Source organism: Halalkalibacter kiskunsagensis (assembly GCF_037027555.1).
GTDB lineage: Bacteria > Bacillota > Bacilli > Bacillales > Bacillaceae_D > Halalkalibacter > Halalkalibacter kiskunsagensis.
On record NZ_JAXBLX010000029.1, the window covers coordinates 13768 to 37199 of the forward strand.

Annotated in this window: 23 protein-coding genes and 1 tRNA gene; all 24 read right to left on the minus strand. The window is 38.8% G+C overall.

Annotation, left to right across the window (positions count from 1 at the left end):
• Window positions 1-43: 43 nt before the first annotated feature.
• Window positions 44-583 carry a hypoxanthine phosphoribosyltransferase gene (gene hpt, locus SLH51_RS16350; protein WP_335962490.1) on the minus strand — a complete coding sequence of 180 codons (540 nt, stop codon included), beginning with the start codon at window positions 581-583 and terminating at the stop codon, window positions 44-46.
• 5 nt (window positions 584-588) lie between these two features.
• Window positions 589-2022: a tRNA lysidine(34) synthetase TilS gene (tilS, locus tag SLH51_RS16355; RefSeq protein ID WP_335962434.1), complete on the minus strand. Its 1434-nt coding sequence runs from the start codon at window positions 2020-2022 to the stop codon at window positions 589-591.
• A complete protein-coding gene (locus SLH51_RS16360; protein ID WP_335962491.1) occupies window positions 2003-2452 on the minus strand; it encodes a threonine/serine exporter family protein in 450 nt (149 codons plus the stop codon). Before SLH51_RS16360 ends, tilS begins: the two co-directional genes overlap by 20 nt.
• Before the next feature lie 23 nt (window positions 2453-2475).
• Window positions 2476-3228: a threonine/serine exporter family protein gene (locus SLH51_RS16365; RefSeq protein ID WP_335962436.1), complete on the minus strand. Its 753-nt coding sequence runs from the start codon at window positions 3226-3228 to the stop codon at window positions 2476-2478.
• Between the two features lie 36 nt (window positions 3229-3264).
• Entirely contained in the window at window positions 3265-4245 is a 981-nt protein-coding gene (locus tag SLH51_RS16370; protein WP_335962492.1) for a serine/threonine protein kinase, read from the minus strand.
• Window positions 4211-4951: a VWA domain-containing protein gene (locus SLH51_RS16375; protein WP_335962437.1), complete on the minus strand. Its 741-nt coding sequence runs from the start codon at window positions 4949-4951 to the stop codon at window positions 4211-4213. Before SLH51_RS16375 ends, SLH51_RS16370 begins: the two co-directional genes overlap by 35 nt.
• A gap of 334 nt (window positions 4952-5285) precedes the next feature.
• Window positions 5286-7793, minus strand: a complete 2508-nt coding sequence (spoIIE, locus tag SLH51_RS16380; RefSeq protein ID WP_335962438.1) for a stage II sporulation protein E — start codon at window positions 7791-7793, stop codon at window positions 5286-5288.
• Window positions 7794-8190: 397 nt separating this feature from the next.
• Window positions 8191-8267: transfer RNA gene (locus SLH51_RS16385), tRNA-Met, on the minus strand.
• 181 nt (window positions 8268-8448) lie between these two features.
• Window positions 8449-8967: a S1 domain-containing RNA-binding protein gene (locus tag SLH51_RS16390; RefSeq protein WP_335962440.1), complete on the minus strand. Its 519-nt coding sequence runs from the start codon at window positions 8965-8967 to the stop codon at window positions 8449-8451.
• Window positions 8968-9041: 74 nt separating this feature from the next.
• Window positions 9042-9422, minus strand: a complete 381-nt coding sequence (locus tag SLH51_RS16395) for an FtsB family cell division protein (RefSeq protein ID WP_335962441.1) — start codon at window positions 9420-9422, stop codon at window positions 9042-9044.
• Between the two features lie 12 nt (window positions 9423-9434).
• Complete coding sequence (gene yabQ / locus SLH51_RS16400) at window positions 9435-10016, minus strand: spore cortex biosynthesis protein YabQ (RefSeq protein ID WP_335962442.1); 582 nt, start codon at window positions 10014-10016, stop codon at window positions 9435-9437.
• Window positions 10013-10324: a sporulation protein YabP gene (gene yabP / locus SLH51_RS16405; RefSeq protein WP_335962443.1), complete on the minus strand. Its 312-nt coding sequence runs from the start codon at window positions 10322-10324 to the stop codon at window positions 10013-10015. Before yabP ends, yabQ begins: the two co-directional genes overlap by 4 nt.
• 71 nt (window positions 10325-10395) lie before the next feature.
• Window positions 10396-10653 carry an RNA-binding S4 domain-containing protein gene (locus SLH51_RS16410; protein WP_335962444.1) on the minus strand — a complete coding sequence of 86 codons (258 nt, stop codon included), beginning with the start codon at window positions 10651-10653 and terminating at the stop codon, window positions 10396-10398.
• Between the two features lie 17 nt (window positions 10654-10670).
• A complete protein-coding gene (gene yabN / locus SLH51_RS16415; RefSeq protein ID WP_335962445.1) occupies window positions 10671-12134 on the minus strand; it encodes a bifunctional methyltransferase/pyrophosphohydrolase YabN in 1464 nt (487 codons plus the stop codon).
• A 2-nt stretch (window positions 12135-12136) separates the two neighbouring features.
• Window positions 12137-13726 (minus strand): putative polysaccharide biosynthesis protein, encoded by a 1590-nt coding sequence (locus SLH51_RS16420; RefSeq protein ID WP_335962446.1) that lies wholly within the window; start codon window positions 13724-13726, stop codon window positions 12137-12139.
• Between the two features lie 163 nt (window positions 13727-13889).
• The gene (spoVT, locus tag SLH51_RS16425) at window positions 13890-14429 is read right to left on the minus strand and encodes a stage V sporulation protein T (RefSeq protein ID WP_335962448.1); all 540 of its coding nucleotides are present in this window, start codon (window positions 14427-14429) and stop codon (window positions 13890-13892) included.
• Window positions 14430-14608: 179 nt separating this feature from the next.
• Window positions 14609-18133: a transcription-repair coupling factor gene (gene mfd / locus SLH51_RS16430; protein WP_335962449.1), complete on the minus strand. Its 3525-nt coding sequence runs from the start codon at window positions 18131-18133 to the stop codon at window positions 14609-14611.
• Between the two features lie 200 nt (window positions 18134-18333).
• Window positions 18334-18561, minus strand: a complete 228-nt coding sequence (locus SLH51_RS16435) for an anti-sigma-F factor Fin family protein (RefSeq protein WP_335962450.1) — start codon at window positions 18559-18561, stop codon at window positions 18334-18336.
• 69 nt (window positions 18562-18630) lie between these two features.
• The gene (pth, locus tag SLH51_RS16440; RefSeq protein ID WP_335962452.1) at window positions 18631-19188 is read right to left on the minus strand and encodes an aminoacyl-tRNA hydrolase; all 558 of its coding nucleotides are present in this window, start codon (window positions 19186-19188) and stop codon (window positions 18631-18633) included.
• A gap of 181 nt (window positions 19189-19369) precedes the next feature.
• Window positions 19370-19606, minus strand: a complete 237-nt coding sequence (locus SLH51_RS16445; protein ID WP_335962454.1) for a hypothetical protein — start codon at window positions 19604-19606, stop codon at window positions 19370-19372.
• Between the two features lie 23 nt (window positions 19607-19629).
• The gene (locus SLH51_RS16450) at window positions 19630-20004 is read right to left on the minus strand and encodes a 50S ribosomal protein L25 (RefSeq protein WP_335962456.1); all 375 of its coding nucleotides are present in this window, start codon (window positions 20002-20004) and stop codon (window positions 19630-19632) included.
• A 104-nt stretch (window positions 20005-20108) separates the two neighbouring features.
• Window positions 20109-21059: a ribose-phosphate diphosphokinase gene (locus SLH51_RS16455; RefSeq protein ID WP_335962458.1), complete on the minus strand. Its 951-nt coding sequence runs from the start codon at window positions 21057-21059 to the stop codon at window positions 20109-20111.
• A gap of 92 nt (window positions 21060-21151) precedes the next feature.
• Window positions 21152-22510, minus strand: a complete 1359-nt coding sequence (gene glmU / locus SLH51_RS16460) for a bifunctional UDP-N-acetylglucosamine diphosphorylase/glucosamine-1-phosphate N-acetyltransferase GlmU (RefSeq protein ID WP_335962460.1) — start codon at window positions 22508-22510, stop codon at window positions 21152-21154.
• Window positions 22511-22820: 310 nt separating this feature from the next.
• On the minus strand, window positions 22821-23114 hold the full coding sequence (gene spoVG / locus SLH51_RS16465) for a septation regulator SpoVG (RefSeq protein ID WP_335962461.1): 294 nt from the start codon (window positions 23112-23114) through the stop codon (window positions 22821-22823).
• Window positions 23115-23432 lie beyond the last annotated feature (318 nt).

Here is a 23432-nt window from a genome sequence, read left to right on the forward strand (position 1 = left end):
AACTTTATTTATCGTACCACAGTTGTTCTTTAGTTCACAAACATTAACTCTCATAGATCTCAGGCTTTAAAATCCCAATATACGGCAAGTTTCGGTACCTTTCAGCAAAATCCAACCCATAACCAACTACAAACGCATCAGGAACAATGAATCCAGCTAAATCTGGAACTAAGTCAACTTTACGTCCATCGGGTTTATCTAATAGAGTTACAACTTTCACTGATTTTGCTTTTCGATAATGAAAAAGCTTAACAAGATAACTAAGTGTTAATCCGCTATCAATAATATCTTCTAAGATAAGAACATCTCGACCTTCGACCGAGGTATCTAAGTCTTTGACTATTTTTACTTCTCCAGATGATACCATACCTGCCCCATAACTTGAGACATCCATAAAATCCATTTCAAGATGCGTATCAATTCGTTTCGTTAAATCACCCATAAATGGCATGGCACCTTTCAACACACCAACTACAAGGGGAAACTTGCCATCATATTCTTCTGTAATTTGCTTCCCTAACTCCCGACATTTTTCCTGTATCTCTTCTTCAGAAATCAGAATCTCTTTAATCTCATCCCTTATCAATGTCAAACAAACCTCCTATATTCATCAGACCCTTTGTCTGGTTCACTCTCATTTCGACGGTAACACGATACAACTAGTTTCTTTTTCGTCTCTTTGCTTACATTCGCAATTTTTGATCTGTGTAAGAAAGGCACCCATAAAATCCGCCCTTCCTCGTCCACTAAAAGCGGCCAATCCTTTCTGTCATACTTTGAGATTTTACGATCAATGAACAATCTACCTATTTTCTTCGTACCTTCCATCCCTCGACATGTCATCCGATCATTTGGCTGTTTGCCTCGAATATGAAGCGGCTTTGAAACTTCTTCATAATCTAAAATGATTTGATTGCTTTCTTCTACTACTTTAGTGTCATCTGTCACATAAGTTTCAATGAGCCATGTAGAGGTAAAAGTAATTCCTGGAATGGTAAGTGATTGTGCTTGTTCTATAACCGTATTCACTTGCCCCTTCAAAAAATGACAAACATCATATTCGCGTCGTACAAAAAGAGAGTCAGAAAAATGAATTTCACCCGACGTTTTTTCACTGTGAAGCATCTCAAGCACTTGCTCAATATGTATAGACGTAGTTACTGGTGAATTTTTCCCGTAAAGATAACTTAATATTAGATGAATCACTCTTCTTTGTAAAGGGAGGGCTACGTCAAGAAGCTTCTTGCCTGAAATTGTAACGTTTCGTTCACTTTCTTTGATGAGAATGGAAGATTTTACTTCTTTGGCCAAGGTCATTAAAAATTCGTGGTCTTCATTCTCCCACTCATTTTGCCTTTGCATATGAATATGAATATTTTGATTTTCTTTCTTTAAAAATGGCAACAGCACTTTCCGAAACCGATTACGTGTATAAGCATTCGATTCGTTACTCGAATCACGTCTTGGAACAATTGATGCTTCTATACAATAGTGCTCAATTTTCTCCTTCGTTATTCCTAAAAACGGTCGAATAATTGATCCCCTACCAAGACTTCGTTCAATTGGAATTCCATATGTATATAACGGAAGGCTTCCTCTAGCCATTTTCATAAACATCGTTTCGATTTGATCATCGCCATGATGACCTGTTGCAATTTTGCTATTCGGATATTTGTGTAGTAACTCTTTGAACCACTGATATCGTAGCTCTCTTGCAGCTACCTGCGTTCCTTTTTTCTGTTTTTTTGCATAAGCTTTTACATTTACATGCTTCATTGATATTGGTATTCCAAGCACTTTACAAAACTGCTGTACATAGTGTGCATCCGCATCTGCCTCTTCTCCCCGAAGCTGGTGGTGAAGATGACATGCCGCAACTTTTATTTGATACTGATCTTTCATCTGCCAAAGATAATGAAGCAACGCCATTGAATCAGGTCCACCAGACACTGCAACAATGACCCGTTCACACTCGTCAAATAAGTGATGCCGTTTAATAAACTTATGAACGTCTTGTTTCATAACGTTGTCCAATTCCTCCTTTACCTATGGAGAAAACCGATAATGCAAAAACAAGTCCTGCTGCAATCGCTCCAGCTCGAAGCATTGTCTCAATTCCTAGCTGCAAACCATGTATGTAATCTCCATCAACAAACGCAAGCATCGTAAAGTACGCTCTGCTTCCAGGTACAAGCGGAATAATACCAGGTATACTAAACGTTGTAACAGGTACACGGAACTTTCTCGCAAGTAAATGAGAGCAGGTCGCACAAACAAGGGAGGCTACTGCTGTAGCAAAAATATCTGACATCCCCCATGTCGGCAATGTCGAATAAATAAACCAAGCTAATACGCCAATAACTCCACCTAACCATAGAATACTCTTTGGAACATTGAATATAACCCCAAATGCCACTGTAGCAAAAAAACAAAAAATAAGTTCAAGTACCATCATTCATCCTCCTGAATTCACCTCTATAAAAATAGAGCAATTGCAAGTGCAATACCTGTTGCGATCGATAATGCTGTAGTTACTGCCTCTGCACCTCTGCTTACCCCAGCTAATAAATCTCCTGACATGAGATCTCGAACCGCATTCGTAAGGGGAATTCCGGGGACAAGTGGCATTAATGTCCCTATAATTACTTGATTGAGGTTTTCTCCAAGTCCAAAGAAAACTAGGGCAATGGCAACCGCTCCACCTAAAAAGGCAGACATGAATTCAGCAAAAAATTTCACCTTTGTATAGTCTTGAAGCATAACGATACACCAACTTGCTACAAATCCAGCAATAAAGGCAGGTATCGTATCATACAAATTTCCACCAAATATATAGGAGAAAGCCCCTCCTGCTATACCAGAGGAAAAATGCAACAAGAGCGTAGAATAATTCATCGGCGCTCTTGCAATCGCCTCTAATTTACTCCATGCTTCATCACAAGTAATTGTTCCACTTACTAACTCTCTTGAAACTTGGTTAACAAGAGTTACCTTGTTTAAGTCTTGGAGCCTGTCATCCACACGAATCATTTGCATGACATCACCCTTACCATCTTCTTCAAAGGATAGGAAAATACCTGTTGTCGTCACAAAGCTATGAACATTTTTTAGCTGTGCCGACTTCGCCATCCGTTCTAACGTTTCTTCAACTCGGTATGTTTCAGCACCATAGGTAAGCATGATTTCGCCTGCAAGCAAGCAAATATCCATCATCCGATCAGCTTTCATACCAACTCCTCCATCTTCCTAGCTGATTTTTCTCCCTTACATCATTTGTCCAAATAAGTATAGGATATATGCTAATAGAAGAAAAGAGCAAAGCAGGAAGATTTCAACAAAGTAAGAGGATTGTTTCTGTTTTTTATCGCTAGAGCTCGTCGCATTTTGTTTTTTCTTTTTGTTTTGTGTTTTTACAGGAATATGCTTATAGCTCGAGCTTTTCGAAACAGCTTTCACCATCTCTTTTCGCATTGCTTGGGCTGAGTCATACTTTCCTTGTATTGCACTAATAATCACATCGCGATATGGACGAAGAAGTGGCTTGTCAGCTACATTTTGTTTTAACAGAACAATTGGTTTCTCTCCTTTTTTTTCAAAACGTTTTGGATAAGCACAGTTAATCATGATCATGGCAACGGCAAACAAATCATAGCTAGGCTCTGCCTTTCTTGATCCGAGCCCCCAATACCCTCGATCAAAAAACTCTGTGTATTCTTTAATGGACCTTCCAACTAATGTAGTTCCACCAACATCTAGCCACCTAATTCTTGCTGGTGGTCCTACAACAAGCACATTATCAGGCTTTAAATCACCAAACACCCAACCTGCAGTGTGCAATCGGTCCAAGTCACCGAGAAGTTGTACCATTAAAATTCCTAACCACTCCACTCCGCGGTTTTGCATATATTCAATCAATTCCGTTCCTTTTAAATACTCCATCACATAAAAAGGGAACGTTCCTGTCTGGGTGATGAGATCATCGACATCTAGCAAAGAAGGTCCAAGAACCTGTCCTTGAACCTTCGAGAAGTGCTTTAATACATTAACCTCTGATGTAATAGACATACTATCCGTCCCAACCTTCAAAGCTACTAGGCCTTTGGCTGATTCTGCTAAGTAAACCGTTCCTGTTGCCCCTGCACCTAAAACTCGTACAATTTTATACGAATGATTGTGCCACTTTCCAACAATTTTTGCTCCAGCTGCTAGTTTACATACCTGATTCTTCGAGTAGCTGTTCTTCATCACCAGCCATCAAACTCCTTCTTGAACCAGACTTCGAAAATTTCTCAAGGGCGACTTGCAAAGCAGGTCCAGTCGGTGTAATTCCACCTGAGGAAAGCTTCTGAAAAATCCCGGTAAGGGAATTAAGCTGTGGAGACCAATCAAGTAACTTATCAATATCTTTTTTCTTCCCGGGAAATGAATAAAGGGCAAAGCGATTTGCTCCCATTCTAGATGTAAGACTGATAGACAAATCAGTTAACGCGTCTTGAACCATTGGTAACTTATTTCTCATGCTTGCACTTGTATCAACTAGAATCAACACATCTAAATTCATTGTTTCACCTAGTTCATCGACAACTTCCATCACTTGTCCTCTCTTTGCTGGAGAAAGATCTTCCATTTCCTGGTTTTGTCCTAAAATTTGCGTGAGTTCCTTATTTATAACTCCATGGATCGTTTGAGTCATCGCTTTACGAGTCACCATTTGTACAGTTTGAGCGAGCTGCTTTGCATAAACGACTTGACTTACTCCACCTCCAGCCATTGCAATCGCCTCTACCTCTTCAATTCCTTTTTCATTTAAATGATTGCCATCTACGACTCCAATAACATTAACCGTAATTCCTTGTTCCTTAGCAAGCGCAGCAATTGCAATCGGGTCTTCACCTTGATTTGAATGACCATCCGTTAGCAACAAAATTTGCTTTAATGTTCCTTTACTCATTACGCGTCCCCTCCAAGTAGTCTGAATGTTACCATCATTCACTACTCAAAGAGGTTTTATACGTTAGGGGATAAGAAAAACTTGATTCTGAAAGGGTCATGAAACGAAAACATATCCATTTCTCTGCTCATTCAGAACGTGAGAATACACTAAAGACCATGCATCGTTTTTTCACCTCCCAACACAGCATCCTCTCACCTAAATAACTGATGCCAAAAACGCATTTCACGTTTTTAGCATCAGCTTTCGAAACTGTTCTAAAAGAGGAAAAGCGGAGGCTACTGACAAAGCTGTTTTTTAGAGGCCACTGAAAGCGACCTTTTTTACCAACCTCTTACACGGTCTTCTTCCGCTTTTTATGAACTAATTTAGGAGATTTATATAACGGAATTGCCGACCATTTTGGCGTATTGCGTTTAATTTTTGCCACAATCACTGTCATATCATCATCAATAGACCCTTGTCCCTCTCTAATAATCTTCTCGAGAATGACGTCAGCTACTTCTTGTGGGTCATCTGTCTTTATCTCACTTAATAAACGTCTCATCCACATTTCTTTGTTTTCAACATGCTTTGGTGCATCGTAAATTCCATCACTCATCATAACTAGTAAGTCTCCAGCCTTCAGCTGTTCACTAACGACATCAACATCAAATTCTTGAATCATTCCCATTGGTAGATTGCTCGCTTCTACCTTTATAATATTGTTCCCTCTTTTAATAAAACTAGGAATCGAACCTATTTTTAAGAACCTCGTCGTCGCATTTTGAAGATCAATCATTGCTAAATCAAGCGTCGAGAATATTTCATCTGTCGTACGTAACGACAAAACTGAATTTACAGATTTAATTGCAACAGTCTCTTCAATTCCAGACTGGAGAACCTTTTGCAAAAGTTGCAGTGTTTCATTGCTCTCAAGATGAGCACGTTCTCCATTGCCCATTCCATCGCTAATAGCAATGGCATATTTCCCTGAACCTAATTCGATCGTTGAGTAGCAATCTCCAGATACCCAAGCCCCCCCTTTAGCAACATGTGCAACTCCTGTATCAATTACAAATTGTTTTGCTGAACTAAACGATATATGGCTATAACCATTTGGATAAAATCCCGACTCCTCTTTTTTCACAATGACGGTCTCTCTCAATAGATCTGATAATATCGGAGCAATAATTTTTTCGCATTTCCCATGGTCATTGTCAGCTGACACACTCATTTCAATCTCTAAATTACCTTTTTCTAAGCTGTAAATATCAATATGGCCTATTTCAAGACCAACATCTCTAAGTGCTTCTAACATTTGCTCCTCTTGAAAATGGTAGGCCTCTTTTTCTTTTTGAATTTCGCGTGCGAAGTCCCCCATGACACGTGATACTCCAAGAAGCTGATCAGCAACAAGTCTTCTGCTCTCAATCACTTGACGTTTCAGCTTTTGATTCGCTTGATAGTGCCCGTGCTCATGTCTAATTGTTTGAATAACCTTTTCCGGCTTAATACATTGTTTTTTCCACTCTGTCTTCAACACTTGATCTCTTATTTCTCCATGCTCTTCTGTTTCAGTCATAATTTTTTGCATAGAGTCATAAGTTTTAGTAAAGTTCTGAACCCAGCACCTCTCTTTTTTAAAACATGTTTGACATGTTTTTTCAGTGACATTACTTAAGAACATATCTACTTCATTGTCTTGATCTTCATTTGTTGGAGCCTGAGCAGGCGTTTGAAAACTGTTAGACAACGTTTGGAATAATGTAGAGAATTGTTCGACTCTACCAGCTGTTAAATCACGAATCTTCCGTAAGTATTGTTGCTGTTCTTTTGAGTGTTCTACTGTTCCTGGAATATACCTTGCTAGACTTGAAAATATACTTTTTGGAGTTAAAAAGAATACTAATATCGCTAACATCGATTCCATTAATGTAACGGAAACTTGTGTCGCTCCTTCGCCGTATAGACCAATTAATAGAGTACCAACAAGCAATCCAATCCCTACACCTACTTTTTTCCCTTCTTTAAGTAGACCACCTAAAAGACCAGCAAAGGCGAGTAGGCTCATCTGATAAAGACTTGCCACACTAGCCAAACTTAAGATTAAACCTGTAACCACGCCGACTGTTGAGCCTATTGCGGCACCACCTACAAACGCAAAGGCAAGAACCAAATACCTTGCTAGTACATGTTCTACTGTCATATCATACAAGACCCACCCGACTGTTCCAGTCATGACAGATGCAAGCAAGATAATTAAGCAAACAATTTCTTCATTTCGCAACGGTTGCTTTAGTTTTCGCGATGTGACAATTGGAACACTTTGTAAGAAAATCATCGTTAATATAAAGCTCAATCCAGCTTCAACCGTTGCCATCATTAATGCATAATTTGAAACAGTTCCTTCTAAGAAGAAAACAATGGCTAGTCGTGTTACAATACTTGCACTAAAAACCGTATAAGGAAGTGCCTTCGTTGAATCCTTTACATATTTTGCAACAACTTTTTGCAATAGAACGTAAGCGACTATTGCAACTAACACAAAGAACGCTTGACCATGATAACTGGTTAAAGCTCCAGCTAGTAATGAAAGAGCCGCTATGCCTGCTCGCTCTCGCTTAAGCATATAAATGGCTGCTAAAAATGGTAAAACAAAAGGAGTCAGTTCAGATAAAATCATCGCCCGTCCGAGTAAAAATCCGACGATTGCAATGATTAGCCCATATTCATAAAAAGCAGCTCGTGTAAATGTCGTCACTTTTCCACTTACTCCTTTAGCTAAGCTCGTCCACTTATTCCGAAAAGTACTTCCTTGATCAGCGGGTTCCGTCCATTCTTTGGTTAACTTCTCGATCATCAACATCCACCACCCTAGTTTTATTCGTATACTCATTAAAACAGATAGAGCTTTCATTTTTTGTCAAAATTGCAAGACTCATTCCAAAAAACGTTCGACGTCTTTCGTCTCAAATAGGTAGCAAAAGCTATTGTACGCATGGTTTGTTAGGAGAGAGTTTAATATTATAGGGGATTATTAGAGACTATGGAGAAAGATGAAGAGAGAAAGTTCCAAAAGGGGTTTTCTTTTGGAACTTTCTCTCTTCCTTATCTCTATATCTCTATTTGAAGGAGAGCAGCCCGTTGCCTCCTTTGAATAAACGGACATACTTCATTGAATCCCCTCTAGATTCACCCAAGTTTCATAGAACACAAAAAACCTTCACTCATAGAGTGAAGGTTATAATTTATGTATTTGGTAGCGGCGGAGGGAGTCGAACCCACGACCTCACGGGTATGAACCGTACGCTCTAGCCAGCTGAGCTACACCGCCAAATTGGTCAATTGCGACATTTATTAATATACTATTATCCTTACTATAAGTCAATAAGTAATTTTAACTTTTATAAAGAATTGGAAATTAAAATAACAAGAGTCCCCTTGAACTATATCAATAAAAAGGCCAAGCTTTCGCTTGACCCTTTAACAAATGTCCTCCGTATTAAAGCAGCAAGTTATCCTCGACGGGCACCTCGACCTCCACGTTTAGATTCTGTTTGACGCTTCAATGTTGAGATGCGTTCTTCACTATCCTTCAAGAAGCGATTCATTTTGTCTTCAAAAGATAAAGACGGACGTGCTTGGTTTGGTCTTGGACCACGCCCTCCACCCCCTTGTGGACGACTTCCACCTTGCGGGCGACTTGGACGTTGTGAATTGAAAGGACGAGCTGGTCGATCTGGACGGTCAGAACGTGGCGGACGCGCTGGTCGTTCAGATGCCTCAGGCCTTTCCGGACGGTCTACCGCTTTACGAATAGAGAGCCCAATCTTTCCATCCTTTTCAACATTAACTACCTTTACGAGTACTTCGTCGCCAACTTTCAAGAATTCGTTGATGTCTTTTACATAATTATCAGCGACTTCGCTAATGTGTACAAGGCCTGTAGAACCACCCGGCAGCTCCACAAATGCACCAAAATGAGTGATTCCTGTAACCTTACCCTGTAACTTGCTGCCTACTTCGATTGACATGAAAAAATAGATCCTCCTTAAGAAATCTCAAAAATGTTCATTTTTTATATTATACCTGAATGAAAAAAAATGTGTCAATTTGACGATGGTTCAGGTAATTTAAACAAAGTTTCGCCTGGCTTGGATAAATAATAGTCTCTTCTTGCTACTTCTGCAATGTAATCGAGGTCATTATAATTTTTAATGTCTTCTCGTAAACGTTGCTCTTGTAACTGCAGCTGTTTTAGCTCGTCTTCAAGGGTTAGCTTTTCTTGCCTTTTTTCCTCTAAAGAATTTGCTTGGGCATACAATGTTACAAAACCAATACTCCCTAAAGTTAAGGCAACGATCGCTAACACGGTCAGTCTACGAAAAAGACCTCGACGTTTTCTTGCTTCTAATTCAAGCTCTTGTTCGCGTTGTTGTATATAAGACTTATCCATTTCCCTTACTCTAGACGTACGATTTGTAACCATTATGTCCCCTCCTTACTCTTTCTTCTTCCTCATCGATTGGAGAAATCCCTTCATTTTACGAAAAATCGGCTTCAATTTATTTACTTGCTGATTTAACCCTGTCCATTTGTAAAGAAGGAAAAGCAACCATTTTATTGGTCTCCAAATGATTCGTAGTAAGAATAAGATTACTGCTAAACAAGCTGATAATACCATCATACATAAGGAATAGAGGACTTTCAATAAGTACTTAATCGGGTTTATTAATAATACCACAATTAACTTGATCGTAATTCGATAAGTTTGAATAACAATTGTAATTAATCTTTCTAATAATGTCTGATACAGCCTGCGAAATAACGATTGATAAGCAGCATAACCACATAACAAAGCTAAAAATATATAAAACCGGATTTCGCCATTATTCGCTTGTAGCAAGATATAAAACACAACAAGGGCTTGCATAAGCCAAAACAACAGATCACTGCATGCAACGAACCAATTGAAGGAAGGTCTCTTACGGGTGAAGCGCCCATACGTATCAATAGCTGCGCCAATGTAAATTCCCATTGCAGCCATTGATAGCATCGTATAGAGCTGAACTGTTAATGTCACTTAAATAACTTCCCAAAGAAACCTTTTGATTTGTCTTGTTGGTTTTGGTCTAGGTAAATAAGGTCATATACTTTCCCTTCAATCGATACGTTTCCTTGCTCAACATTTAAGTTTTTCATGTGTAAATTTTGGCCACGTACTGATAAGAAACCCATGACTGTCTCTAATAGAAATTCTTCATTATCAAAGCTCTCTACTTGTTTTACACCAGTAATATCTAATTGTCTTCTACCTTTTAAGATAACATCGTGATCGTTTGTTTGCCGTTCACGCCCCATAGGTGTACCAAATTCATAATGCTGATCCATCTTTTAGTCCCTCCTCCATATGCTTTCATAGCAGTTTATGAAGGAAAATCGAAAAGTAGAACAAGCCTTTCCTATGAAACCGGTGCTTCACTAATAATGGTGTACATCGTGGCAGCCTCGTCTTTTCTTACCATCTCTCGCACATTATCAATCCGAACCGTAACAAGCTTTTGTCCAAACCTGACAACTAGTTCATCACCCGCTTTCACAGCTGAACCAGCTTTGGCCACTTGGCCATTAATCGTAATTCTGCCTTGGTCACACACCTCTTTTGCCAATGTCCGACGCTTTATGAGTCGTGATACTTTTAAGAATTTATCTAGTCGCATCCTTCATCCTCCTCTTTTTAATTTTCTAGTTTCTTTGCTTCTTCCCATTTTTCGTCAAGTTCTGCTAATGTCATATCTGTCATCTTTTTTCCTTCTGCAAGTGTTGCCGTTTCAATGTAATGAAAACGATTGGCAAACTTTCGATTCGTACTAAGAAGGGCCTCTTCTGCATCAATTTTATAATAACGTGCTAGATTAGCTGTTACAAATAAAATATCACCAAGCTCCTTTTGCATATTAGTAGAATCTTGAGCCTTTACTTCCAGTAGAAACTCACCAATTTCTTCTTGCAATTTCATCCACATCGGTGCTGCATCTTCCCAGTCAAATCCTACTTTTGCCGCCTTTTTCTGTAACTTCACAGCCTCCATTAATGCAGGTAATCCTTTTGGTATAGACGAAAGGATCGATGGTTGGTGATCTTCTCCCTTCTCTTGCCGCTTGATTTCATCCCAATTCGTTACAACATCATCTACATTATCAACAGTAATTTCTCCAAAGACATGCGGATGTCTGCGAACCATTTTTTCAGTCACAGCTTTAATGACATCACGGACGGAAAAATACCCCTCATCCTCACCAATTTGTGCGTGTAACATGATTTGCAGAAGAACATCGCCAAGCTCCTCAATCAGATGATCATCATCTTCATTATCGATTGCTTCAAGTACTTCGTATACTTCTTCAATGAAATATTTCTTTAATGATTGATGAGTTTGCTTTTGATCCCACGGACAACCATTCGGTCCTCTAAGAGTTGCAATTACTTCACGTAGTTTCGTGAACTCTCCGTATAGAAGAGTCTCTTCTTGTACTGGAGGCACATAAACTGCTGTAAGATTATTTAGTGTTGTTACATGGTCTAATTCAAACAATGGTACTTTTGTCAGTTGTTCCGCTTTTGATCCGACTGCTGTTGCAATTGTGACTTCATAATCATCAGGAAAGCGTTCCATCAATGTTAATTTCACATCAGAGGCAATCATCGCATCATATACTTGTACAATAATGATATGAGAGCTCACCTCAAGTTGATCTCTATTTAACGCCGTTCCATCAACGACTTGACACCCTTCTATTGGATCGATACGCAAAGCTGTATACATCGCATCTAGAAAGCTTTGCCCTCCTAAAACGGATAATTCAACTTGGGCTTTTTTGCTTTTTTCTACGAGAAGTTGAACCGTTCGTTCGGCAACAAATGGGTGACCAGGTACTGCATATGTAATGCTTTCTTCTTGTTGAACCCTTTCCAACAGTTGCGAGACAATCGTTTGATAGACAGATTCAAAGTTGTCATGCTGTTCATAAATTGTATCAAACGATTCAAACTTTATTCCCTCTTGTTCAAGTTGATCTATAACTGGATGATCATTCGTTCGAACGTAGATTTTTTCCTGCTGCTTAAGATGGCGATAGACACCTAATGGCATTTGGTCTAAATCACCGGCACCTAAACCAATCACATTTATTTTCTTCATTCTCACCCTCTCCTTTTCATCAATCGTACTCTTAGTTTATTTAATTTCGGTATCTTGCTCCATTCTTCTTCCGTAAATAACGAGAACGTAAACAAACAGCCAACAACAACAATTCCCCCGACCAAAGCAGATGATAGAGCAATTATTGAATCAGTTGCCCTAGTATGCAAATGTAGGATCGTTGTTACTCCCTCTTTCCATAACCATGTAACAACTCCCATCAAGATAAGAACCATCACAATTTGTAGATAAGACTTATAGTTCCCTATAAATAAATGGTTCTTTCGCTTGAGAGCTAAAAGTAAATAAACAACCATTACGAAAACAGCAATAACTGTAGCCCAAGCTGCACCTATTGTGCCTAAGATCGGAACGAACATACTATTTAAAATCAGTTTCAATATTACTCCGATTCCAACTGCAATTGCTGGTAAAAATGCGAGATTATATCCTTGCAATACAGCTGAGGCGGTCACAAAAAAAGAGGAAAATAAAATTGCTATACTCATCACACGCAATACATCTGTACCAAGTGTGTCTGTAAATAACATATGATTCGTAGGCTCAATAATAATGATCAATCCGATCGTAGCTGCTCCCCCTATTAAAAGAGTCAAGCGATATGACAGTGTTTGATAATGATTGGCGGCCATTACTTTTTTTGTTGCCACTGCCTTCGATAACATTGGAACTAACGCAAGTGACAGCGTTGTCGTTAAGACTGTTCCAAGTTGAACGAGAGGCTGTCCACGGTCATAAATCCCTTTCGTTGGGAAAGCTTCACTTGCTGGTACCCCGCTCCATTGTAGGAAACGCACAATGGTAAATGCATCAATTAGCTGAAGCAATACAAAGATTAGTGCACTTAAACATATAAAAATACTTTGTCTAATCATTCCTATATTTTCATTTAGTACTTTTGCTAGTTGAAGCTTTTTCGGATGAACCAATTGCCTTATCCACACAGCTCGTGTAAGCAAGAGTAGGGCAATAACTCCTATGACACCGCCTATGAAAGAGCCATAAGCTGCAGCTACACCTATTTTGTATGCATCAAATCCTAGCGTGACAAATAAATAGGTAAATCCTAATATGAATAATACTCGTACAAGCTGTTCAACAATATGCGAAACTGCCGTTGAAACAAGTTCGCCTTCCCCTTGATGATGGCCTCTACCAACACTTAAAAATGGAAGTAAAAAGACGACAAAGCTCATAGCCCGAATTGGACCTGCCAATTGCTCGTCTGCCATTAATTGAGCAATATAGGGCGCAAGCATAAACAGTCCTAACCATAGAAAAGTTACGATTAGTAAAAGTCCATAAAATAGCAAACTTGTTACATTCCTCGCCTCGTTCACTCGACCTGAAGCTAACAATTCAGATCGGCGCTTGGAAAGAACAACCGGGAATCCATACATAGAGAGGACCATAATAATTCCATAAAGTGGATATATTTGTTGATACACATAATAACCCATATCACCGGATAAATTTTGATACGGTATCCGGTACGCTGCACTTAGTATCTTCGCAAGCAATGCAGCCGCTGACAAAACGGCAATTCCTTGCAATACACCTCGATTTTTCACATGATTCCAACCTTTCTTGGAATCATCTTATCATAACGACCGCAAATGTTGTAGAATCTTCATGACTAAAAAACACGCTATACAAAAATGAGACTCTGAAATTAGTTACCCTAACAAACGAAAAGCTCGTCCTCCTAAGCAGGAAGCGAGCCTTTTCTCTTATTTATTGTTCCATTTGTCTAGCTAGGAAGCTTGCTGCTGTTTCTGCAAGCTTTTGCTCAATAGTACCAGATAAGTCCTGATCCTTACTGAAAATCACCACAGCACCAATCGGATCTCCATTTGCAATGATAGGCGTAATCACATAACCTTTAAGATCATCGGCATGATCTCCTACAAGATTATACTCACCGCCACTTGTTACGACAGTCGTTTTTCTCTCATCCATGACTTTTTCAACTATTTCTCCAATGCCTTTGTTTGCAAACTCTTTTTTAGGCGCACCGGCTACGGCAATAAACGTATCTCGGTCAGCGATTAAAACATAGTGATTTAAACTGTCATAAAGCGCTTCTGCATACTCCTTCGCAAAATCTCCTAGTTCAGAAATAGGGGAGTATTTCTTTAAGATAACTTCTCCATCACGATCTACGAAAATCTCGAGAGGATCTCCTTCTCGGATTCGAAGTGTTCTCCTGATTTCTTTCGGGATAACAACCCGTCCTAAATCATCAATACGACGTACGATACCTGTAGCTTTCATACTGTATTGCCTCACTTTCTAATGATGTATTCACTTGATGGTAAGTGATAAGAAAATAACCATTTCTTTTCTTAACTATAGTATCTTTCTTAAAAAAAGAACTATTCACCAATCCATGAAATTGTTTGATTCACTAAACATTCCATCTATTCCATTATTTAGAAGTAAGGCTGTTGTATTTACTTCTTTTTCGCTTTTTTAAGCGTTTTGATGATCTTTTCTATAAATAATAATACTTGCTCATCACTTAAAGATTTGGTCTTTATCGCAAATTTCAATTTCTCTCCGGCAGTTCCTAAAATAATTTCGCGCCCAAGTTTATGTGCTAGCTCAAATAGTTTTGCACCGTCCATTTTACTTGATGTTTCTTCAGACAAGATGATTTCTACTTGGTCTTTTGTTTCCGTTATTTGTTCTACTCTTTCTATGTTTGCAATCATTTTTATATGAGTTAAACGCAAGAGAAAGTCAACTTGCTTTGGATAGTCACCAAAGCGGTCTATCATTTCATCTTTGAGTTCCGTTAAATCACTAGCTGATTCTGCTCCTTTGAATCGTTTGTACATTTCAATTTTTTGTTTAGCGTCCTGAATATACGTTTCTGGAATGTAGGCATCAATTTTTACATCAAGCTCTACTTGGAAAGAAGGTTCTTTTGGTTTATCGCCTTTTCTTTCTTCAATGGCATCCTTTAGCATTTGCGAGTATAGATCAAACCCAACAGATTCAATAAACCCATGCTGCTGTGAACCAAGTAAATTCCCAGCTCCTCGAATTGTCAAATCTCGCATCGCAATTTTAAAACCAGATCCAAGCTCAGTAAATTCTTTAATTGCCTGCAACCGCTTTTCGGCTACTTCCGTTAGTACTTTGTCGCGCTGATACGTAAAATATGCATAAGCTACGCGATTCGATCTTCCCACTCGACCACGAATTTGGTATAACTGTGATAGTCCCATCTTATCAGCGTCATAGATGATTAACGTATTCACATTTGGAATGTCCACGCCCGTCTCAATAATCGTCGTTGTGACTAACACATCACTATTTCCTTCTAGAAAATCGAGCATAATTGTCTCTAACTCACGTTCATTCATTTGACCGTGAGCATAACTAATGCGCGCATCTGGGACAAGCATAGATAGTTGCTCTGTCATTCGCTCAATATCTTCTACTCGGTTATAGAGAAAATAGATTTGCCCTCCTCGGCTCATTTCGCGCTCGATCGCTTCCCTGATAAGAGCTGCATTGTATTCAACAACATATGTTTGTACAGGGAAACGATTTTCAGGTGGCGTTTCAATCACGGATAGATCACGCACCCCAAGCATCGACATATGCAACGTTCTTGGTATCGGTGTTGCTGTCAATGTAAGAACATCAATATTAGATTTTAATTGCTTGATCTTCTCTTTATGAGTTACCCCAAACCGTTGTTCTTCATCTACAATCAAAAGTCCTAAATCTTTAAATACGATATCTTTTGACAATAGTCGGTGGGTACCAACAATTAAATCAACCGATCCTGCTTTAACTCCTTTTAATGTTTCCGTTTGTTCTTTTTTACTGCGAAATCTACTTAATACACCAATATTAATCGGATAATCTGAAAACCGTTCTTTTATCGTCTCATAATGTTGCTGGGCCAAAATCGTTGTTGGCACTAGTATGGCAACTTGTTTTCCATCCATAATCGATTTGAAAGCAGCACGAATGGCAACCTCTGTCTTTCCATACCCTACATCTCCACACAATAACCGGTCCATAGGACGTTTTTTTTCCATGTCCTCTTTGATTTCAGCAATTGCTCGAATTTGGTCTTCTGTCTCTTGATATTGAAAGGATGACTCGAATTCAGCTTGTTCGTTGCTGTCTTCAGAAAAGGCAAACCCTACACTTGCTTCTCGTTCTGCATAGAGCTTAATTAAATCATCAGCAATATCCTCTACCGATGATTGTACTTTTTTCTTTACCTTTTTCCAGTCATTTCCTCCGAGTGCATAAATCTTCGGATCCTTTTCTTCAGAACCTACATATTTCTGAACTTGATCAATTTGTTCGACAGGTACATAAAGTTTGTCATTCCCCGCGTATCGCAAGTGCAAATAATCTTTATGAAGGCCATTTATCTCAAGTGTTTCAACACCTAAGTACTTACCAATCCCGTGATTCGTATGAACGATCAGATCGCCGACCTTTAGCTCCGAATAACTTTTGATTCGTTCTGCATTCGAGATCGCCTGTTTTCGTTGTGGACGCTTGGCTTGTTTCTTAGCAAATACTTCTTCCTCTGTGATAACCACGAGTTTACTTGTAGGAAGCTCAAAGCCCGTTTGCAAATTCCCGACCATAATTTGCACCTGACCATCGACAAGTTTACTCGCTTGTTCAATGATTCTTGTATCAATGCCTTCTTCTTCTAAATTTAATGAAAGTCGATCTGCCCTGTCTTTTGATCCAGCAATAAAGACAATTGCCTGCCCGCTTTTTTTCCACCTATTCACTTCAGATTGAAGAAGCTGCAACTGCCCATGAAATTGTTGCATTGACTTGCATGTAATACTGATGACATTTTCTGGAGTCGTTTGTGCAACATGTTTTAAGAAAAGCGATAAATATAAAATTGAATAGGGACTCGTTTTTAACGCCTCAAAAACAGGAACAGACATAGCAACGTCATGAACAATTTCTCCTTGTTCTAACAATGCCATGTTCCATTCCGCTTCTTCCTTTTCTAAACTATCAGCTATCTCTTTCACTCTTGATACTTCATCAATCATAATGAACGTATTCATGCTCAAGTATGATAAAAGCGAATGCTCACCTTCGTAATAAAGCGACATATATTTGTACATTCCTTGAAAAGTGGAACGCTGCTTTAATTGGCCGATTTCATAGGAAATATTTTGTGACAACCGTTCTTTTGTTTCTTTTGCTTTTACTTTTTTTAGTGTGGTTGTCAGACCCTCTGATAGACGTTCTGCCGCATTTTGATAATGCTCGTTGTACAAAAGAACTTCCTCAGCCGGTCCAATTACGACATGTTTTCTTTCTTCCTTTGAACGTTGATCATCAACTTGAAACGTTCGAATTGAATCAATCTCAGTATCGAAAAGCTCAACTCGAATCGGATCTGATTCTGTTAACGGATACAGGTCGATAATGCCACCACGAACACTTACTTCTCCTGGAGAAGAGACCATATCAACTCGTTGAAATCCTATTATGACAAGCTTTTCTATCAATTGATCAATCTCGCCTATATCCATTCCTACTTCTAGCTGAACTTGACAGTCTTTCCACAACTCGGCAGGAGGGAGTTGACGTCTTACCCCTGCTAACGGAGCAATAACAACACCTTTAAATGATTGAACAAGTTTGTTTAATACATCAATCCGTTGCGCCTTCATTTCTGGACTAGCAATGGCGATCTCTGCTGAAATTAATTCATTTACCGGGTATAAAAGGACTTCTTCCTCCGATAGAAGCCCTACTAAATCGTCATATAGTTTCTGCGCTTGATATAAATTATGTGTAATAACAAGCATCGGTCTTTTTGACTCTAAATATAACGACGACATAAACAATGTTCTAGCTGAACCAGTCAATCCAGATATCAATTGTTCTTTCATATTGGCTTCTAAGCTAGTTGAAACCGCTTTTATGTCTTCGTTTGTACGTAAGTATTGTTGCAATCCTAACATGTTCTTCCCCCTGTTATTTCTTCACCTTATCCATGAGTACAGCACCCATATAAATTAACAATGTAAATACTCATTCCACCAATAATATATATTACTCCGATTCTCTTTTCTCTATTCTTTCTTTAAGGCTAGAATCCTGCTTGAAATAAGTAATAACAGAAAAATGCTTTGGTTATAAACCAAAGCTGACATTTCTTTACTTATTGAATAAGGTTGTCTAATTCATATAATTCTGGAGTTCGTGCTAATGCTTCGTGGCAATCTTCGCAAATTGCTTGTACATGTATATCTCCATTTTCATTATATGATAACATATTTGCGCGTTCTCGGCTTGTTAATTGAGTAAATCCTAATGTTTCAGAATGCATCTCTTGCTCAATTGAGCCAAGCTTCGTCTTGCAGTGACGGCATTGATAATGAATGGCCAAGGCGTATGCCCCCTTTTGCTATGCTAGGTAATCACTAGTATTTACAGCAAAAAGGTTCTGTATACGATACTAATTAAATTCATTCATCACTTCAAGAAAAGTCTTTGTCGTCCATGCCTCTACTGCTTTTGATGTTTGTATAATAGACTCTGCTACTTGTTCCCTCTCATCAGGGCGATACGAACCAAGAACATAGTTAACAATCGATTCGCCATTTTGCGGACGATCGACCCCAACACGAATTCGATTAAATTCAGGAGTGCCTAGATGCTGAATAAGCGATTTAATGCCATTATGCCCGCCAGCACTTCCTTTTTGTCGTAGACGTATTTTCCCAACTGGCAAGTCCATGTCGTCATAAATAACAACAACATCTTTTATATCTATATGAAAGTAGTCGATGAATGGTCTTACACTTTCTCCAGATAAGTTCATATATGTAAGCGGTTTGAGAAGAAAAACTTTTTCTCCATTAATGATGCCTTTTCCAAATAAACCTTTAAATTTCGACTGATCCAACTTGATTTCCATTTGTCTTGCACAATAGTCAATGCAATCAAAACCAACATTGTGACGAGTACCAGTATACTTATCACCTGGATTGCCAAGCCCAACAATTAACTTCATTCGAATATCTCCTTAAAAAAGAGAGTGACTCATGTAGAAGTTGTCTCAAAAGATCATTGATCTTGTGAGACGACTTCTTCCTTGCGTTTGTTTAGCCATAGTCATACGAACAAAAAGCATTTTCTTTCGTATATAAATACTACGGTCTAAAAAACGCAGTTACTGAGTCACCCTCTGCTAGTTATTCTTCTTCTGATGTGTTCGCTTCTTCGGTTCCTTCAGTCTCTTCTAGTTGCTCCTCAGTCGCTTGCCCGTTCTCAACCTCAGCAGCTGGTGCCTGTACGGTTACAATCGTTTCATCATCTTCACTTGTAATAGCTACTGAGAGTTCTTGTCTGATATCCGCCACTTGAATCGAGTCGCCGATATTTAAATTTGACACATCCACTGAAATTTCATCAGGTATATCTGAAGGCAAACATCTCACTCCTATTTCATACATTAAGTGTGAAACATGCCTCCTTCTTTCTCACCTGGCGCTTCTCCTGTTAGCTGAACGGGAACATTTGCGTCAATTTCTGACGTCATATCTACTTCAAAGAAATCGATATGTGTATATTCATTTTTAAGTGGGTCAATTTGAATATCGTGTATCATCACCTGGTGTTTCTTTTTTCCTGCAACATCAAGTGAAAACAATCCATTTTTCCCTACTTCTCTAACCGTTTTAAGTAAGTCAACACTCTCAATTGATACTGGTTGACTATCAATTTTATTGCCATACAAGATCGCTGGAACATGTCCTTGTTTGCGAATTTTTCTAGTAGCTGAACCTCTAAGATCGTCTCTTGGGTTTGCTTTTAAAACCGTTGCCATCAGAATCACCTCATATTAGTTTTAAACTCTCTATATCATATGTTCCCTTAATAAGAGTATTTAAACCTTTTTTTTGCAATTGGTGATAGCCTCGTGCTTCGTGCTTAATCAAACAGTGTACTTACAGAAGCATGCTCATGTACGCGAATAATCGCCTCACCCATTAATGCTGCTACTGATAATTCTGTTACCTTTTCACTTTTCTTCTCATCATCAAGGACAATTGAGTTAGTAACAACAAGTTCCTTAATTTTTGAATTATTAATGCGCTCCATTGCCGGACCAGATAGCACTGGATGAGTACAGCATGCATATACTTCTTTCGCCCCGTGCTCTACTAACGCATTGGCTGCAAGCGTAATTGTACCTGCCGTATCAATAATATCATCAATAATAATTGCTGTTTTCCCTTCAATGTTTCCGACAATGTTCATAACTTCAGAAACATTTGGTTTCGGTCTACGCTTATCAATAATCGCAATTGGTGCTTTCAAACGATCTGCCATCTTACGTGCACGTACTACTCCACCATGGTCAGGTGAAACAATAACAATGTCGTCTAATTCTTTTTGAGAGAAATAATCAGCTAAAATAGGAACTCCCATTAATTGATCAACTGGAATATCAAAGAACCCTTGAATTTGTGTCGCATGTAGGTCAAGAGTCACAACTCGTGTAGCTCCTGCTTTCTCAATTAAGTTTGCAACAAGTTTTGCTGTAATTGGCTCACGAGCGCGCGCTTTACGATCTTGACGCGCATAGCCATAATATGGCATAACAAGATTAATTGTTCGTGCAGAAGCACGCTTCAGCGCATCAATCATAATTAATAATTCCATAATATGCTCATTTGCAGGAGCAGAAGTCGATTGAATTAAGTAAACGTCACAACCACGGATACTTTCTTCAATGTTGATTTGTACTTCACCGTCACTAAAACGAGTAACAGAGCTTTTTCCCATAGGAACACCAATATGTTCTGTTATCTCATTAGCAAGACCTTTGTTTGAATTTAATGTAAAAACTCGTAAGCTAGGATCACCGTATTTAGGCATCGTTTTTCCCTCCGGTATTCTAATTGACCTTATATTTTCCTTAAAAGTGATTCAATTTTTTACTTCTCACCACTTCTTTAAACACCAATAAGTTATTTTTTCATATAATCTGCTTTATTTGTTTGTCTCGCTCGTGCAATCGAAAGTGCTTTACCAGGTACATCGTCTGTAATTGTTGAACCTGCAGCTACTAACGCATCTTTGCCTACAGTTACCGGAGCAATTAAATTCGCATTACAGCCAATGAATGCACCGTCTTCAATGATTGTTTTAAATTTATTCTTCCCATCATAGTTGACGGTTACGGCACCACAGCTAAAATTCACATCACTGCCAACGTCTGCATCGCCAATATAGCTTAAATGAGATGCTTTGCTTCCTTTGCCCATGTTGGACTTTTTAATTTCAACAAAGTTGCCAATTCGAACATCGTCAGAAATAGACGAATCTGGACGTATATGTGCAAACGGGCCAATCGAGACATTTTTCCCAACCTTGCTATTATACACGACAGATTGACGTATGACAGTATCCTGACCAATTATGCTATTATTTATTTCTGTATTGGGTCCGACCGTACAACCAGAATCAATGTGTGAAGCCCCTTGAATCATGGTTCCTGGATAAAGAACTGTATCCTGACCAATTGTACTTTCTGTTGAAATATAAGTATTATTTGGATCAATAATGGTGACTCCCTGCCTCATCCAATGCTCATTGATGCGCTGTTTCATAATTCGTTCCGCTTCACTAAGAGCAACTCGGTCGTTAACGCCTAATGTCTCATCAAACGATGGGGTTTGATATGCAGAAATCGTTTCTCCACTTTTCTTTAGTATCTCTATCACATCAGGAAGATAATACTCGCCTTGGGCATTATTATTTCCAACCTTCTGCAGAGCTTCAAATAAAGCTTTATTATCAAAACAATACGTACCTGTATTAATTTCGTGAACATTTTTTTCTTCTTCGGTTGCGTCTTTATGTTCAACAATTCGTTCCACTAATCCGGCATTGCTTCGTATGACTCTACCATATCCTGTTGGGTTTTCAGCAACAGCCGTTAATACGGTTGCTTTAGCTCCTTCATTTGCATGATGCGCGAGCAAATGATCGATCGTTTCTGCGGTTAAAAGCGGTGTATCTCCACAGAGAACAACTGTTGTCCCTTCTTTATCCTCTAGGATACCTGCTGCTTGCATAACGGCATGGCCAGTACCTAATTGTTCTTTTTGTACAACATAAGAGACCTGATCTCCTAGTTGTTCCTGAACAACTTCAGCACCAAACCCTACAACTGTGACTTTCTCCTCAAATCCTAAACTGGAAACTTGGTCTACAACATGTTGAACCATTGATTTCCCACATACTGGATGAAGCACTTTGTATAATTTGGATTTCATTCGTGTACCTTGACCTGCTGCTAAAATGATCGCATAACGATTGCTCATAATTCCCCTCCAGGTGTTCCTTTTTCCCTTACGAATATATATCAAATTAGACGTCTTTTCAAGGAATTATCGGTTGAATAAGCACTGACAACTTTTTGAACTAACTAAGAAGCAATAAATTGTAGTACTTGCTACGAGTCATTTTCTTAAGAGTTTGAGTAAAAGTTGCTGCAACAAGATACACTATTTAACTTAGATGAAAAAATATTTTTTATCATTTCTATCGACGAAAGTCACTTGCTCTACTCCCCTACTTTCTTGCTATTCAAACAAAAAAAAGAGTCCTAACTAAATCTAGGACTCTTACACATTACGAAGCACCTGCTTCTTCAAATTCAACCTCTTCAAACTCGCCTGCTTTGTCATACTCAGTCAGCACTGCTGTCTGAATTTTTTCTCTTGTTTGCGAAGAAATAGGGTGAGCAATATCTCGGAATTCTCCATCTGGTGTTCTTTTGCTCGGCATTGCAACAAATAACCCGTTATTCCCGTCGATTACGCGAATATCATGTACTACAAACTCATGGTCAATAGTAATTGAAGCTATTGCCCTCATTCGTCCTTCTGTATTAACTCGTCGCAATCTCACATCTGTTACCTGCATATGTTGGCCACCACCTAATAATTGTTTGTTCTTAACTTATCAATTCTCTAATAATTCCATAAATCCTTCTAGTAACCAAAAAAAAATAAAGTTTATTAAGAAATTTGATGTCGGCCAAGTTGATTACAATGGTTCATTCGCTTGTTTTGTGATCGTTTTCATATATCTGCTCTTTTCTCAGTCATTATTCCTCCTCTTTGGTGACCGTTTTCTTTCATACGCTTCTTTTTCGGGCATCATTTCTCCTTTTTGATAACTAATTAACTTAAGGCTTTATCCTCCACCTCATCTTGAGTAACCCAAAGCTAGAACAAAAGA